This is a genomic window from Pseudomonas sp. HN8-3 (assembly GCF_020790195.1).
GTDB classification, from domain to species: Bacteria; Pseudomonadota; Gammaproteobacteria; order Pseudomonadales; family Pseudomonadaceae; genus Aquipseudomonas; species Aquipseudomonas synxantha_A.
The window spans coordinates 5,166,689-5,180,262 of sequence record NZ_CP086206.1; the positions used below are offsets into that span (position 1 = coordinate 5,166,689).

The 13,574-nt window shown below is 58.7% G+C and carries 13 protein-coding genes; 4 read left to right on the forward strand and 9 right to left on the reverse strand.

Features of this window, described 5'->3' with window-relative positions; genetic code table 11:
- Nucleotides 1–174: 174 nt before the first annotated feature.
- Together LJX92_RS22945 and LJX92_RS22950 are read right to left on the reverse strand one after the other, a co-directional pair.
- Nucleotides 175–372, reverse strand: a complete 198-nt coding sequence (locus tag LJX92_RS22945) for a YbdD/YjiX family protein (protein WP_003194308.1) — start codon at nucleotides 370–372, stop codon at nucleotides 175–177.
- A 15-nt stretch (nucleotides 373–387) separates the two neighbouring features.
- On the reverse strand, nucleotides 388–2,454 hold the full coding sequence (locus tag LJX92_RS22950; protein WP_005791609.1) for a carbon starvation CstA family protein: 2,067 nt from the start codon (nucleotides 2,452–2,454) through the stop codon (nucleotides 388–390).
- A 173-nt stretch (nucleotides 2,455–2,627) separates the two neighbouring features.
- Here LJX92_RS22950 and LJX92_RS22955 point away from each other — a divergent pair, with 173 nt between their 5' ends.
- Nucleotides 2,628–2,996: a PilZ domain-containing protein gene (locus LJX92_RS22955; RefSeq protein WP_216092128.1), complete on the forward strand. Its 369-nt coding sequence runs from the start codon at nucleotides 2,628–2,630 to the stop codon at nucleotides 2,994–2,996.
- 143 nt (nucleotides 2,997–3,139) lie between these two features.
- Here the strand turns inward: LJX92_RS22955 and radA are convergent, their stop codons facing one another.
- Genes radA through katB form a run of 3 tightly spaced genes read right to left on the reverse strand, consistent with a single transcriptional unit; the run spans nucleotide 3,140 to nucleotide 6,681 of the window.
- Nucleotides 3,140–4,507 (reverse strand): DNA repair protein RadA, encoded by a 1,368-nt coding sequence (radA, locus tag LJX92_RS22960; protein WP_005791613.1) that lies wholly within the window; start codon nucleotides 4,505–4,507, stop codon nucleotides 3,140–3,142.
- 35 nt (nucleotides 4,508–4,542) lie between these two features.
- Complete coding sequence (locus LJX92_RS22965; protein WP_005791615.1) at nucleotides 4,543–5,082, reverse strand: ankyrin repeat domain-containing protein; 540 nt, start codon at nucleotides 5,080–5,082, stop codon at nucleotides 4,543–4,545.
- A gap of 57 nt (nucleotides 5,083–5,139) precedes the next feature.
- Nucleotides 5,140–6,681 (reverse strand): catalase KatB, encoded by a 1,542-nt coding sequence (gene katB / locus LJX92_RS22970; RefSeq protein WP_032879397.1) that lies wholly within the window; start codon nucleotides 6,679–6,681, stop codon nucleotides 5,140–5,142.
- A gap of 287 nt (nucleotides 6,682–6,968) precedes the next feature.
- On the opposite strand from katB, the gene mscL reads away from it, so the two are divergent.
- Nucleotides 6,969–7,388 (forward strand): large-conductance mechanosensitive channel protein MscL, encoded by a 420-nt coding sequence (mscL, locus tag LJX92_RS22975; protein ID WP_005791618.1) that lies wholly within the window; start codon nucleotides 6,969–6,971, stop codon nucleotides 7,386–7,388.
- A 40-nt stretch (nucleotides 7,389–7,428) separates the two neighbouring features.
- Here the strand turns inward: mscL and LJX92_RS22980 are convergent, their stop codons facing one another.
- Nucleotides 7,429–8,205, reverse strand: a complete 777-nt coding sequence (locus LJX92_RS22980; protein WP_032879395.1) for a ferredoxin--NADP reductase — start codon at nucleotides 8,203–8,205, stop codon at nucleotides 7,429–7,431.
- Nucleotides 8,206–8,663: 458 nt separating this feature from the next.
- Here LJX92_RS22980 and LJX92_RS22985 point away from each other — a divergent pair, with 458 nt between their 5' ends.
- A complete protein-coding gene (locus LJX92_RS22985) occupies nucleotides 8,664–9,374 on the forward strand; it encodes a helix-turn-helix transcriptional regulator (protein WP_032879393.1) in 711 nt (236 codons plus the stop codon).
- Between the two features lie 144 nt (nucleotides 9,375–9,518).
- Nucleotides 9,519–10,643 carry a methyltransferase gene (locus tag LJX92_RS22990; protein WP_032879391.1) on the forward strand — a complete coding sequence of 375 codons (1,125 nt, stop codon included), beginning with the start codon at nucleotides 9,519–9,521 and terminating at the stop codon, nucleotides 10,641–10,643.
- A 66-nt stretch (nucleotides 10,644–10,709) separates the two neighbouring features.
- On the opposite strand, the gene LJX92_RS22995 is transcribed toward LJX92_RS22990, so the two are convergent.
- The 3 genes from LJX92_RS22995 to LJX92_RS23005 are packed head-to-tail and all read right to left on the reverse strand — an operon-like array spanning nucleotide 10,710 to nucleotide 13,338.
- Nucleotides 10,710–10,877, reverse strand: a complete 168-nt coding sequence (locus LJX92_RS22995) for a DUF2474 domain-containing protein (protein ID WP_078822377.1) — start codon at nucleotides 10,875–10,877, stop codon at nucleotides 10,710–10,712.
- Between the two features lie 12 nt (nucleotides 10,878–10,889).
- On the reverse strand, nucleotides 10,890–11,897 hold the full coding sequence (cydB, locus tag LJX92_RS23000; RefSeq protein ID WP_005791627.1) for a cytochrome d ubiquinol oxidase subunit II: 1,008 nt from the start codon (nucleotides 11,895–11,897) through the stop codon (nucleotides 10,890–10,892).
- 1 nt (nucleotide 11,898) lies between these two features.
- Entirely contained in the window at nucleotides 11,899–13,338 is a 1,440-nt protein-coding gene (locus LJX92_RS23005) for a cytochrome ubiquinol oxidase subunit I (protein WP_005791629.1), read from the reverse strand.
- Between the last annotated feature and the right edge of the window lie 236 nt (nucleotides 13,339–13,574).

Genomic DNA, 13,574 nt, shown 5'->3' on the forward strand with positions numbered 1-13,574 from the left:
AACTGAATAAACACAAAACAAATGTGGGAGCAAAGGCCCCTGTGGGAGCTGGCTTGCCTGCGATGCAGACAACTCGGTGCTTCAGTCAGACCGAGGTGATGCTATCGCAGGCAAGCCAGCTCCCACAGAAAGCCCTGCTCCCACAGGGGTATCGCATTGGCCCGCGTTACCGGGTCAACAGCACTTGGGACCACCCTTGCCGCCGTAACGGGCCTCCTGGCGTTCGCGGAAGAACGCCTTGTAGTCCATCACCGGCTTGTCCGGGTGTTTGGTTTGCATATGCTCGACGTAGGTGTCGTAGTCGGGCATGCCGACCATCAGGCGCGCGGCCTGACCGAGGTATTTACCGAGGCGACTGATGTCATTGAACATAGTGGCAATCCTCGCTTATGCGTCCGGTACGGCCTGGAATGGCGCTTCTTTATCCGTACGCTCTTTGTTGCCCCAGGCGGCTACGCCGACTTTGAGCGCATAGAACAGGATGCTGAATACCACGAACAGGAACAGCGCCGTCAGCGTTGCGTTGGTGTAGGCGTTCCAGATCACGTGCTGCATCTGGTCGATGCTCTTGGCCGGGGCGAGGATCTGACCGTTGGCCAGGGCATCGCTGTATTTCTTGGCCAGCGACAGAAAGCCGATCGCCGGGTTGGCGTCGAACAGCTTGATGAAGCCTGCGGTGGTGGTGCAGATCAGCAGCCAGACGGCAGGCAACATGGTCACCCAGATGTAGCGCTGGCGCTTCATCTTGATCAGCACAACGGTCGCCAGCATCAACGCAATACCCGCCAGCATCTGATTGGAGATACCGAACAGCGGCCACAAGGTGTTGATACCACCCAGCGGGTCGATTACGCCCTGGTACAGCAAGTAACCCCACATCGCCACGCAGCCTGCGGTAGCAATCAGGTTGGCGGTCCAGGACTCGGTGCGTTTGAGCGCAGGCACGAACGAACCCAGCAGGTCCTGCAGCATGAAGCGACCGGCACGGGTACCGGCATCGACCGCCGTGAGGATGAACAGCGCTTCGAACAGGATTGCAAAGTGGTACCAGAACGCCATGGTGTTTTCACCTGGCAGCACACTGTGCAGGATCTGTGCGATACCGACCGCCAGCGTCGGCGCACCGCCGGCACGCGCCAGGATGGTGGTTTCACCGATATCGTGGGCAACGGCCGACAGCGCTTCAGGGGTAATTGCAAAACCCCAGCTGCTGACGGTTTGCGCCACGGTGACCACGTCAGTACCGACAATCGCCGCCGGGCTGTTCATGGCGAAGTACACGCCTGGCTCGATCACCGAAGCGGCAACCATCGCCATGATGGCCACGAACGACTCCATCAACATGCCGCCGTATCCGATGTAACGGGCGTGGCTTTCACTGGCGAGCAACTTGGGCGTGGTGCCCGAAGAGATCAGCGCGTGGAAGCCCGAGACCGCGCCACAAGCGATGGTGATGAACAGGAACGGGAACAGGCCGCCCTTCCACACCGGGCCAGTGCCGTCGATGAACTGGGTCAGTGCTGGCATTTTCAGATCAGGCATGGTGACCAGGATGCCGATCGCCAGAGCGATGATGGTGCCGATTTTCAGGAACGTCGACAGGTAGTCACGCGGCGCCAGGATCAGCCATACCGGCAGAACAGCGGCAACGAAGCCGTAGCCGATCAGCATCCAGGTGATCTGGATCCCGGTGAAGGTGAAGGCTTTGGCCCAGACCGGGTCAGCGGCAATCTGCCCGCCCAGCCAGATCGAACCCAGCAGCAACAGCACGCCGATGATCGAAATTTCACCAATGCGGCCCGGGCGGATGTAGCGCATGTAGATGCCCATGAACATCGCAATCGGGATGGTCGCCATCACCGTAAAGATGCCCCACGGGCTCTCGGCCAGGGCCTTGACCACGATCAGTGCCAGCACCGCGAGGATGATGATCATGATCAGGAAGCAGCCAAACAGGGCGATGGTCCCGGGAATGCGGCCCATCTCTTCGCGAACCATGTCACCCAGGGAACGCCCGTTGCGACGAGTGGACAGGAACAGGATCATGAAGTCCTGCACCGCACCCGCCAGCACCACACCGGCAATCAGCCACAGGGTGCCGGGCAGGTAGCCCATCTGCGCCGCCAGCACCGGACCGACCAACGGGCCTGCACCGGCAATCGCCGCAAAGTGGTGACCGAAAAGGATATGTTTGTTGGTCGGCACGTAGTCCAGACCGTCGTTATTGACCACTGCGGGGGTGGCCCGCCGAGGGTCGAGTTGCATCACGTTATTGGCGATGAACAGACTGTAGTAACGGTACGCAACCAGATAGATGGCCACAGCAGCGACCACAATCCACAAGGCGTTGATCGCCTCGCCGCGGCGCAAGGCCACTACGCCCAGGGCGCACGCTCCTACGATTGCCAGCACCAGCCAGGGTAGGTGGCGTAGCAGGCTATTATTATTTTTCATTTTTGTATTCCAGCCAGGGTGGACAGAAAGGACAGCCAGCCCGAGTTTAGCGCTGTTGGCCTCAAAGACCAGCCCCCTACGTTGGTCTAGAGCCTTCTATGCGGCAAAAAAACGAAATAAATGCCAAATGATGGCGCAAGGCTACAATCCTCCTATCCACCGAGGGCTTCACCATGACTGAGCAACCGTCTGATCGCCGCCGTTTTCGCCGGATTGCTTTTGATGCCAAAACCGAAATTCGGCAAAACGGATGGGATTTTCCGGTGAAACTGGTGGATCTCTCGCTAAAGGGTCTACTGGTCGAGCGCCCCGAAGACTGGAAGGGGAACAAGGCGCTGCCGTTCGACGTAGACATACGCCTGGATCCGAAAGCGCATATAAAGATGCAAGTGAAGCTGAGCCACGAGGATCAGGGGCAGTTGGGCTTCGTGTGCCAACATATCGATCTGGATTCGATCAGCCATTTGCGGCGACTGATTGAGTTGAACCTGGGGGATGAGGAAGAGCTACACAGAGAGCTGGCGGCATTGCTGGAAATCTAGAAGCCAACACAACTCAAATGTGGGAGGGGCGGTGCGACGATTCGACTTGCTCCCGATTGCGGTGGGTCAGTCAGCCTATCTGTTACTGATTCACCGCAATCGGGAGCAAGCCCCCTCCCACATTGGATTTGCAATGCTGGTGATTATTCGAACAGTGCATCCAACGCCTGCTCCAGGCGCGTCACCCCAATCACCTGCAAACCTGCCGGCATTTCCTTCGGCGCATTGCCCTTGGGCACGATCGCCCGCTTGAACCCATGCTTGGCCGCCTCCTTCAACCGCTCCTGCCCACTGGGCACCGGGCGGACTTCGCCCGACAGGCCGACCTCACCAAACACCAGCAGATCATGAGGCAGCGGCCGATTGCGCAGGCTGGACATCACCGCCGCCATCAGCGCCAGGTCGGAGGCGGTCTCCAGCACCTTGACGCCGCCCACTACGTTAAGGAAAACATCCTGGTCATGGGTCGGAATGCCGCCGTGACGGTGCAATACCGCCAGCAACATCGCCAGACGGTTCTGGTCCAGGCCAAGCGTGACCCGCCGCGGGTTGGCCAAATGGCTGTCATCCACCAGCGCCTGGACTTCCACCAGCATGGGCCGGGTACCCTCCCACGTCGCCATCACCACACTGCCCGGGACTTCTTCCTGGGCACGGGTGAGAAAAATCGCCGAGGGGTTGGAGACTTCTTTCAGCCCACGGTCAGTCATGGCGAACACACCCAACTCGTTCACGGCGCCAAAGCGGTTTTTTACCGCCCGCAGCAAACGCAGGCGGCCATCGGACTCACCTTCGAAATACAGCACGGTATCCACCATGTGCTCCAACACCCGTGGCCCGGCCAGCGCGCCTTCCTTGGTCACGTGGCCGACCAGGAAGATCGCCGTGCCGCTCTGCTTGGCGTAGCGCACCAACAGCGCCGCACTTTCGCGCACCTGGGACACGCCGCCCGGCGCCGATTGCAGTTGCTCGGTGAAAATCGTCTGGATCGAGTCGATCACCATGACCTTGGGCTTTTCGATCCGCGCCGTGGCGATGATGCTTTCGATGCAGGTTTCGGTCATGACCCGCAGCTGGTCCTGGGGCAGGCCCAAACGGCGGGCGCGCATGGCCACTTGCTGTTGGGATTCTTCACCGGTGACGTACAGCGCCGGCATACGGCTGGCGATGCTGCACAGGGTTTGCAAGAGGATGGTCGACTTGCCGATGCCCGGGTCACCGCCGATCAGCACCACCGAACCATCGACCAGGCCACCGCCAAGTACGCGGTCCAGTTCGCCGGACGCGGTGGAGAAACGCGGGATCTCTTCGACGCTGACCTCGGCCAGGGTCTTGATCTGTGCCTGTTGCCCGGTCCAGCCGGCGCGGCCGGTAGGGGCTGCGGCACCACCGCTTTCAATCATGGTTTCAGTCAGGGTGTTCCACGCACCGCATTCGGAGCACTGGCCCGCCCATTTGGGAAAGGTCGCGCCGCACTCCGTGCAGCCGTACATGCGCTTGGCCTTTGCCATGTGAGAACCTCCAACCGAAAAACCGCGATGATAGCTCAGCGCGACGCCGGGGTCCGGATTTCGCCACTGGCCAAACGTGAAGCACTGTTACCGACGGGGTCCTCGGCGTTCAGGTCTGCGCCTTTGGCTTGCAGTTCACCCAGCAACTCGACGCGTTTGAACAGCCCGGCGTACATGGCGGCAGTCTGTCCCGCGCCATTGCGTTGGTCCGGGTTGCAGTCGGTGGCCAGCAGGCGCTGGGCGATTTTCAGCTCACCCTTGAAGATCGCGCCCATCAGCGCCGTGTTGCCGCGTTTGTCCTGTACGCAGGCGTTGGCACCCGCGTCGAGCAGACGCTCCACGTACGAGCCCTGGCCGTGATAAGCGGCGAGAATCAGTGCCGTGTAGCCTTTGTCATCCTGGGTGTTGAGGCTGTAGCCGGAGTCGATAAAGGTATTGAGCATGTCGAGGTCGCCACGGCGAGCGGCGTCGAAGTAGTAATCCTGCAACTGGGCTTTGAGCGCCACCGGGTCGGGAGACTCCGCATGGGCGACAAAGGCCAGCATGGCCATCAGTAAACCGATAGAGATACGCATAGGGGCTTCTCCTGCCAAAGGTCGACGCCCGTAGAGGCGCCGACCGCAACCAACGAATCAGTCAGTCAGTTTTTCCGCCAGCGCCTTCACGCGAGCCAGATCACCTTTGGCCACCTTGGTCACGCCGGTGCCGTATTCCGGATCAGCCTTGTAAAGGAACGACAGGATGATGTGCTTGCTCTCGTCATCGGTGGTGGCCAGCGAGCCGCCGAAATTGTCGATCAAGTCCTGACGCTCTTTCTTGGTGTAGGAGCGGTACAGGTCACCGGCCTGTTTGAAGTTCTGCTCGCGCTGGATCTTCGCCTGCTGGGTGCTGCCCGACAGCGGCGACTGGCTGTAGCGCGCGGTTTGCGGCTCTTCGCGTGGCAACAGCCGGCTTGGCTGGTAGTTCACGCCGGTGGTGGTCTTGCCGAAGTTCATCGCACCGTCCTGGTTACCGTTGTTGACGGTGACCCGTGGAGCGTTGATCGGCAGTTGCAGGGCGTTCGCACCCAGGCGGTACATTTGCGTATCGGCATAGGAGAACACCCGGCCTTGCAGCAGACGGTCTTCCGACGGCTCGATGCCCGGCACCAGGTTGGCAGGCGCCATCGCTACTTGCTCGGTTTCCTGGAAGACATTGGCCGGGTTGCGATTGAGCACCATCTGCCCGACTTTACGCTCCGGTACATCCGGCCAGATCTTGGTGGCATCCAGGGGGTCGAAATCAAACTTGGCCAAGTCCTCGGGCTTGAGCACTTGCACATACAAGTCCCACTTGGGGAAGTCGCCCTTGTTGATATGGGTGACCAAGTCGTTGGTCATATGACTGTAGTCACGACCCTGTACTTCGGTGACTTGCTTGGGATCCAGGTTCTTGATGCCTTGCAGGCTCTTCCAGTGGAACTTTACGTAGTGCACTTCGCCCTTGGCGTTGATCAACTTGTAGGCATGTACGCCATTACCGTCCATCTCGCGGTAACTGGCCGGGGTACCGGAGTCCGAGTACAACTCGGTCAAAGTACGCGTGGCTTCGGGAACATGGGAGAAGAAGTCGAAACGGCGCGAGTCGTCATCCAGGTTAGTGCGTGGGTCGGGTTTAAAGGCATGGACCATATCCGGGAACTTGATGGCATCGCGGATAAAGAAGGTCGGGAAGTTATTGCCAACCAGGTCCCAGTTACCTTCGGCGGTGTAGAACTTGGTGGCAAAACCCCTTGGGTCACGCAGGGTTTCAGGGGAATGGTTACCGTGGACGACCGCCGAAAAGCGTACGAACACTGGCGTGGTTTCACCGGCGGCGAACACCTTGGCCTTGGTCAGGTCGCTGAGGTTGTCGGTCACCGTGAAGGTGCCATGGGCGCCAGTACCGCGGGCATGTACCACACGCTCGGGGATGCGTTCGCGGTCAAAGCGCTGCAACTTCTGGATCAGCTGAACGTCCTGCAACAATACCGGGCCGTTCGCTCCGGCCGTTTGCGAGTTCTGGTTATCACCGACGTTGGCCCCGTTATCGCGGGTCAGGTTGGCGGCTTGCACGGAGAGGGACAGCAGGCTTGCGGTCACCAGTGCCAGCGCGTGACGCGCGGACACGGGCCTGCGGCGGATTGGAATGTTCATCGAGGTTTCCTCTGGTTTTTTTAGCGCACATTCTGTTGTGCTTGTCAGAGGCTAGAGACCTGCGAGTCAGAAGATAAATAGAAAAACGCCACAGGCCCGATTAATAAAATAATCTGGTAACTGGCTGAAATGACGGGTAATTCGCGCGCGACTGGTGGCACTTTGCAAACTATTTGCGTTTTAATGTGTCGATAAAAATCGACAGTGTTAACAGTTGTGTCGAGCAAGCCTTGTACGACTGAATTACACTGACCTCCACCCTTCTCAACTGTAACAAGGAATAACCTATGGGCGTGATCAGTGAGTTCAAGGCCTTCGCGGTCAAAGGTAATGTGGTCGACATGGCCGTCGGTATCATCATCGGCGCCGCCTTCGGCAAAATTGTTTCCTCGTTTGTAGGCGACGTGATTATGCCGCCTATCGGTCTGCTGATCGGGGGTGTGGACTTTGCCGATCTGGCGATAACGCTCAAGGCCGCGCAGGGTGACGTACCGGCGGTGGTGCTGGCTTATGGCAAGTTCATCCAGAGCATCATCGACTTCGTGATCGTTGCTTTTGCGATCTTCATGGGTGTGAAGGCCATCAACCGCCTGAAGCGAGAAGAGGCCGTAGCCCCTAGCTTGCCACCGACGCCGACCAAGGAAGAAGTGCTGCTGGGCGAGATCCGCGATCTGCTCAAGGCTCAAAATAACAACAAACCGCTTTAATCAGCGGTTGCAAAAAGGCGCCTCGTGAGGCGCCTTTTTTCTACCAGTAATTTTCTACTGCAACCTGACCAGGGCGTCGACTCAGGCTCAGTTGCATGTCCCGTTGCTTGAGTAGCTGGCGGGTGTCATCGACCATCTGCGGATTACCGCAAATCAATACGCGGGAGTGTTCCGGCGTTAACTCAAGGCCGGCCGCACGCTCCAGTTCGCCATTTTCTATCAGCGTGGTAATGCGCCCGTTGAGCGCACCCGGATATTGCTCGCGAGTGACGATGGGGATGTAGGTGAGTTTATGCGCGTACTCGGCCAAGTACTCGCGCTCCCCCAGTTCCTTGATCAGCGCCTGGTAAGCCAGCTCTTTCGCTTCCCGCGCGCTGTACACCAGAATGATGCGTTCGAATTTTTCCCAGACCTCAAAGTCCTGCAGGATCGACAGGAACGGCGCAACCCCTGTGCCGGTGCCCAGCAGCCACAGGTCGCGCCCGTCGACAAAGCGATTAAGGGTCAGGAAGCCGGTGGCCTGGCGCTCTACCAACAAGGTGTCGCCAACCCGCAGCCGGCTGAGTTCGCTGGTGAACTCCCCGCCAGGGACAACGATGGAAAAAAAGTCGAGATGCTCATCAAAAGGCGATGACACCACAGAATAGGCACGCCACACGGTGCTGCCATCGGCCTTGGTCACACCCAGGCGCACGAACTGGCCGGCGGTAAAGCGAAAGCCTGGGTCGCGAGTGGTGCGCAGGGTGAAGAGGCTGGGGGTCAGCGATTGCACGTCGAGCAAGGTCTGGCGGGTAAATTTCTCAGCACTGGCCGTCATGGGAGGCTCCGTTTTGCACAGGCCGCTAGTGTCTCTCAAAGCAGATGACGCAAACACCGTTGATTTGTACTGGCATTGCATTTACCCATCGCGCACCGCCTGTCAGTGACGCAAGTGAGCCAGCGGTTCACCCGCAATCCGCAGCAAACAACGCGCCGCACACTCATACTAATCATTTGGCTATTAACCCAACCGGAATGCGCCACAAGATGAAACTACGCCGTCCGAAGACGTCATTTTGATATCACCTGCAAGTCATTAAAACCAGTGCAAAAAAAATGTCCCATCGGTTTTTTCATACAAACCAATAACGCTTGTACATATCTGAAACCCGAAGACCAACCACTTGATGAATTTTTTTTCAGACTAGCTTGTATGACGTGTCCTACACTTGTTTTCGTGTTGGATTGGGGATCAGGAAGTACCCAAGTCACAAAGAAACCCATGGAGAGTTACCGATGGTCAATTGGCACAATTCACGGCTGCCCAAGCTGGAAGGCGAGAGCGAAATCACCACCGTGTATGAAATGGTGATCAACCGCACTCAGGAAATGGGGTTCAAATATTGCTCGTTCACAATGAGTACTCAATCCGAAAATACCCAAGCAAAGCCTTTCAACTGCAACAACTACCCAAATGAATGGAACAAAATCTATCAACAAGCAGGTTTCTTCGACAAAGATCCGGCTGTAGTTCACTGCAAGCACTCTGTACTGCCCATCCTCTGGGAGAAGCAAGCCTTCAGTAACGCACCTGAATTGTGGGACTTGGCTCAGTCATTTGGGGTGCATAGGGGCTGGTCCCAGGCGGTGCATGATTTCAAGGGTGTATTCAGTATGCTGACCCTGGTGCGTGACAAGGGTGAGGTCAGCCCTGAAGAGCTTTACGAAAAAGCCGGTCAAGTATTGTGGCTCTGCCATGCGATGCATGCGGTCGTCGCGCTTCAATACACCGGCGAGCCCATCGACGAGGCGCCATTCAAGTTAACGGCCCGCGAAACGGAGATTCTCAGATGGTGCGCCATGGGCAAGACTGCCGCGGAGATCGCTCGCATTCTGTGCCTGTCCGAGCGCACGGTGGGTTTTCATGTCGGCAGAGTACTCAGCAAATTGAAGGTCACCAGTAAGATCCAAGCTGTGCTCTGCCTCGCCAAAGCCGGAATGCTGTAATCGTCAATTAAACACCCCATGTCATTGCGTAAAAAAAAACGTAACATTTACGGCCAACTCTGAGTGTTGATGCCGCCCCCTTCAGTGGGTCGCGTCGCCGTTCACTCAGACGGTTCCGTCGATTACCCAGAGCATTCTTCCCCCATGCCCCTGCTTGACAGCCCCTTCGCCCAGCTCGATCTGATTCGTCAGCCAGAGCAACACAATGATCCGCTGCAAGCCTTCGATGCCGCCGACGAGTACCTGCTCAACCACCTTGGCGCACAGCAACCCAATGCGCTGACCCGCGTGCTGGTACTCAATGACAGCTTCGGTGCCCTCGCGGCCAGCCTTGCGGGCCAGATGTTGGTGACCTCCAGCGGCGACTCGTTCCTCGCCGCCCAAGCCCTGGAGAAAAACCTGGTGCGCAACGGCAAGGCGTTTGATGCCGTGCCATTCGTACCCGCCAGTACCGCGCCGGTGGGGCCCTTCGATCGGGTGCTGATCCGTGTGCCAAAAACCCTGGCGCTGCTGGAAGAACAGTTGATCCGCCTGCAAGGGCAATTGGCGCCGGGCGCCGAGGTGATCGCCGGGGCGATGGTCAAGCACTTGCCCCGCGCCGCCGGTGAACTGCTGGAGCGTTACATCGGGCCGATGCACGCGACGCTTGCGGTCAAAAAGGCGCGATTGCTGATCGCCACCGTGGCAGATCGTCCTGTCGCCGTCTCGCCCTATCCCACCCGCTACAGGCTGGACGCGCCAGCGATCGAGTTGCTCAACCACGCCAACGTTTTCTGCCGCGAGGGCCTGGACATCGGCACCCGCGCCTTCCTGCCGCACCTGCCGAAAAACCTTGGCAGCGCCCGCGTGGCAGACCTGGGCTGCGGCAATGGCGTATTGGCGATTGCCAGCGCTCTGCAAAACCCCGACGCGCAGTACACGTTGGTGGATGAGTCCTATATGGCCGTGCAATCGGCGGCTGAAAACTGGCAAGCCGCTCTGGGCAATCGCGACGTTATTGTACGTGCCGATGACGGCCTGGCCGGTCAGGAGGCGCAATCGTTGGACGTGGTGCTGTGCAACCCACCGTTTCATCAACAACAAGTGGTGGGTGACTTCCTCGCCTGGCGCATGTTCCAGCAGGCACGCGAAGCCCTGGTAGTGGGCGGCGCGTTGTATATCGTGGGTAATCGCCACCTGGGCTACCACAGCAAGTTGGCGCGATTGTTCCGTGGCGTCGAACAAGTGGCGACCACACCAAAGTTCGTCATCCTCAAAGCGCGCAAATAAAAAAGCCCTGCCCTTCCAATAGAAGAGCAGGGCTTGCCTCTCACGCTGGCAGGCCGGTTCGGTATGTCAGTGCGTGGTCAGGCCCGCCGCATTCATGAACATGCGCATCAGGCTGGCCACCACGAACAGGGCCAGCACGCTGCCCACCCAGATCCCCGCCAGCCATCCCAGGCGCCGCCACAATGGCTGCTTCTCGGCCTGTTCAATCTCGTGCAGTGAAGGTTTACCGGACATGTTTCAACCCTCCTAGTGGTAGCCGTCTTCGTGGGTGACCTTGCCGCGGAACACGTAGTAGCTCCAGAAGGTATAACCCAGGATGAACGGGATGATGAACAACGTGCCCACCAGCATGAAGCCCTGGCTTTGCGGCGGTGCCGCAGCGTCCCAGATCGACACGGACGGCGGGATGATATTGGGCCACAGGCTGATGCCCAGGCCGCTGTAGCCCAGGAAGATCAACACCAGTGTCAGCAGGAACGGCGTGTAGTGCGCATGACGGGCCACGGCGCGGAACAGTCCGTACATCGTGACCAATACCAGAACCGGCACCGGCAGGAACCAGAACAGGTTCGGCAAGGTGAACCAGCGCGAAGCGATTTCCGGGTGGGTCAGCGGCGTCCAGATACTGACGATACCGATCACCGCCAACACCACGAAAGCCAACGGCCGCGCCAGGTTATGCATCTGCTCCTGCAACTTGCCCTCGGTCTTCATGATCAGCCAGGTGCAGCCGAGCAAGGCATAGGCCACGATCAGCGCCACGCCGCAGAACATCGTGAACGGTGTGAGCCAGTCCAGTGAACCACCGGCAAACTGGCGGTCCACCACCGGGATGCCATCGATAAAGGCGCCCAACGCCACGCCCTGGAAGAAGGTTGCTGCCAGCGAGCCACCGATAAACGCCTTGTCCCACAGGTGACGCTTGTGGTCCTTGGCCTTGAAGCGGAACTCAAAGGCCACGCCGCGGAAGATCAGCCCGATCAGCATCAGGATCAGCGGCAGATACAACGCCGACAACACCACCGAATACGCCAGCGGGAACGCGCCAAACAACGCCGCGCCGCCGAGTACCAGCCAGGTTTCGTTGCCGTCCCATACAGGGGCCACGGTGTTCATCATCACGTCACGGTCGACTTTGCCGGGGATAAACGGAAAGAGGATGCCGATACCCAGGTCGAAGCCGTCCATGACCACATACATCATGATGCCGAAGATGATAATCACGGCCCAGATCAGCGGAAGATCAATACCCATCTCAATTCCCCTTGTGCTGGATGTGGTCGTGGTCGTTATCGCTGCCATCGTCGGCGGCAGACAACGGACGCGCCGGGGTGCGTTTCTGACCAGGGCCACCATGGGCCGGTTCGGTACTGTCGTGAGTCACAGGGCCCTTGCGCACCAGGCGCATCATGTAACCCAGGCCTGCGCCGAACAGCGCGAAGTACACCACCACGAACAACACCAGGGTAATGGTCATCTGCGCCAGGCTATGCCCGGACGAGGCATCTGCGGTGCGCATCAGCCCGTAGACCACCCAAGGCTGGCGGCCGATTTCAGTGGTGAACCAACCAGCAAGAATCGCAATCAAGCCCGACGGGCCCATCCACAGCGCCAGGTACAGGAACGGTTTGGAGGTGTACATTTTGTCGCCACGGCGCAGCCACAGGCTGAACAGACCGGTGAAGATCATCAGGAAACCCAAGCCAACCATGACCCGGAACGACCAGAACACGATGGTCGAGTTGGGGCGGTCCTCAGGCGGGAACTCCTTGAGGGCCGGCACCTGCTTGTCCAGGGAGTGGGTCAGGATCAGGCTGCCCAGGTACGGGATCTCGACCGCATACTTGGTCTTCTCGGCTTTCATGTCCGGCCAGCCGAACAGGATCAACGGCGTCGGCTCGTTGCCGATGTTTTCCCAGTGGCCTTCAATCGCAGCGATTTTTGCCGGTTGATGCTTGAGGGTATTGAGGCCATGGAAGTCACCGATCACCGCCTGGATGGGCGCGACAATCAGCGCCATCCACATCGCCATGGAGAGCATTTTGCGGATCGCCGGGTTGTCCTTGCCGCGCAGCAAATGCCAGGCCGCCGACGAGCCGACGAAGAATGCCGTGGCAACAAATGCAGCCGTGGCCATGTGCATCAGGCGATAGGGGAACGAAGGGTTGAAGATCACCGCCAGCCAATCAGTGGGAATTACCCGGCCATCAATGATTTCAAAGCCCTGTGGCGTTTGCATCCAGCTGTTGGAGGCGAGAATCCAGAACGTGGAGATCAACGTCCCCACGGCCACCATCACCGTGGAGAAAAAGTGCAGCTTGCGCCCCACCTTGTTCCAGCCGAACAGCATCACACCGAGGAAACCGGCCTCAAGGAAGAAGGCCGTGAGCACTTCGTACGTCAGCAATGGCCCGGTGACAGCACCGGCGAAGTCGGAGAAACGGCTCCAGTTGGTGCCGAACTGATAGGCCATGACCAAGCCGGAGACCACACCCATGCCGAAGTTGACGGCAAAGATCTTCGACCAGAAATGGTAGAGGTCACGGTAGGTATCGTTATGAGTCTTGAGCCACAAGCCCTCCAGCACCGCAAGGTAACTGGCCAGGCCGATGGTGATCGCCGGGAACAGGATGTGAAACGAGATGGTGAACGCGAATTGAATTCGGGCGAGATCTAGCGCCTCCAAACCGAACATAAGTCTTCCTCTGTCAGGTAATACCGGCTGCTGGCTGGGAGCCTGCACCCACTGCCCCCACGGATATGGAGTGTGGCGAATTTCAATTCGTTTCTTTTTTTACCCATCTCGTGGGGATTCTGGCCTTGCGGCCGCCAGAGCAATTCCGGGGCAGGTTTTGATCTGGATCAAGCATCGTTGAAAGAGTAGTCCCATTTTTGCTGTAGGACTGTGTGGTCTTTTGCCGCGTGACAGCT

Coding starts and splice junctions, on each gene's coding strand:
- LJX92_RS22990 (WP_032879391.1), top strand. CDS start 9,519: ATGCCCCTGCTTGACAGCCCCTTCGCCCAGCTCGATCTGATTCGTCAG.
- LJX92_RS22995 (WP_078822377.1), bottom strand. CDS start 10,877: ATGTCCGGTAAACCTTCACTGCACGAGATTGAACAGGCCGAGAAGCAG.
- mscL (WP_005791618.1), top strand. CDS start 6,969: ATGGGCGTGATCAGTGAGTTCAAGGCCTTCGCGGTCAAAGGTAATGTG.
- LJX92_RS22965 (WP_005791615.1), bottom strand. CDS start 5,082: ATGCGTATCTCTATCGGTTTACTGATGGCCATGCTGGCCTTTGTCGCC.
- LJX92_RS22985 (WP_032879393.1), top strand. CDS start 8,664: ATGGTCAATTGGCACAATTCACGGCTGCCCAAGCTGGAAGGCGAGAGC.
- LJX92_RS23005 (WP_005791629.1), bottom strand. CDS start 13,338: ATGTTCGGTTTGGAGGCGCTAGATCTCGCCCGAATTCAATTCGCGTTC.
- LJX92_RS22955 (WP_216092128.1), top strand. CDS start 2,628: ATGACTGAGCAACCGTCTGATCGCCGCCGTTTTCGCCGGATTGCTTTT.
- cydB (WP_005791627.1), bottom strand. CDS start 11,897: ATGGGTATTGATCTTCCGCTGATCTGGGCCGTGATTATCATCTTCGGC.
- radA (WP_005791613.1), bottom strand. CDS start 4,507: ATGGCAAAGGCCAAGCGCATGTACGGCTGCACGGAGTGCGGCGCGACC.
- LJX92_RS22945 (WP_003194308.1), bottom strand. CDS start 372: ATGTTCAATGACATCAGTCGCCTCGGTAAATACCTCGGTCAGGCCGCG.
- LJX92_RS22950 (WP_005791609.1), bottom strand. CDS start 2,454: ATGAAAAATAATAATAGCCTGCTACGCCACCTACCCTGGCTGGTGCTG.
- katB (WP_032879397.1), bottom strand. CDS start 6,681: ATGAACATTCCAATCCGCCGCAGGCCCGTGTCCGCGCGTCACGCGCTG.
- LJX92_RS22980 (WP_032879395.1), bottom strand. CDS start 8,205: ATGACGGCCAGTGCTGAGAAATTTACCCGCCAGACCTTGCTCGACGTG.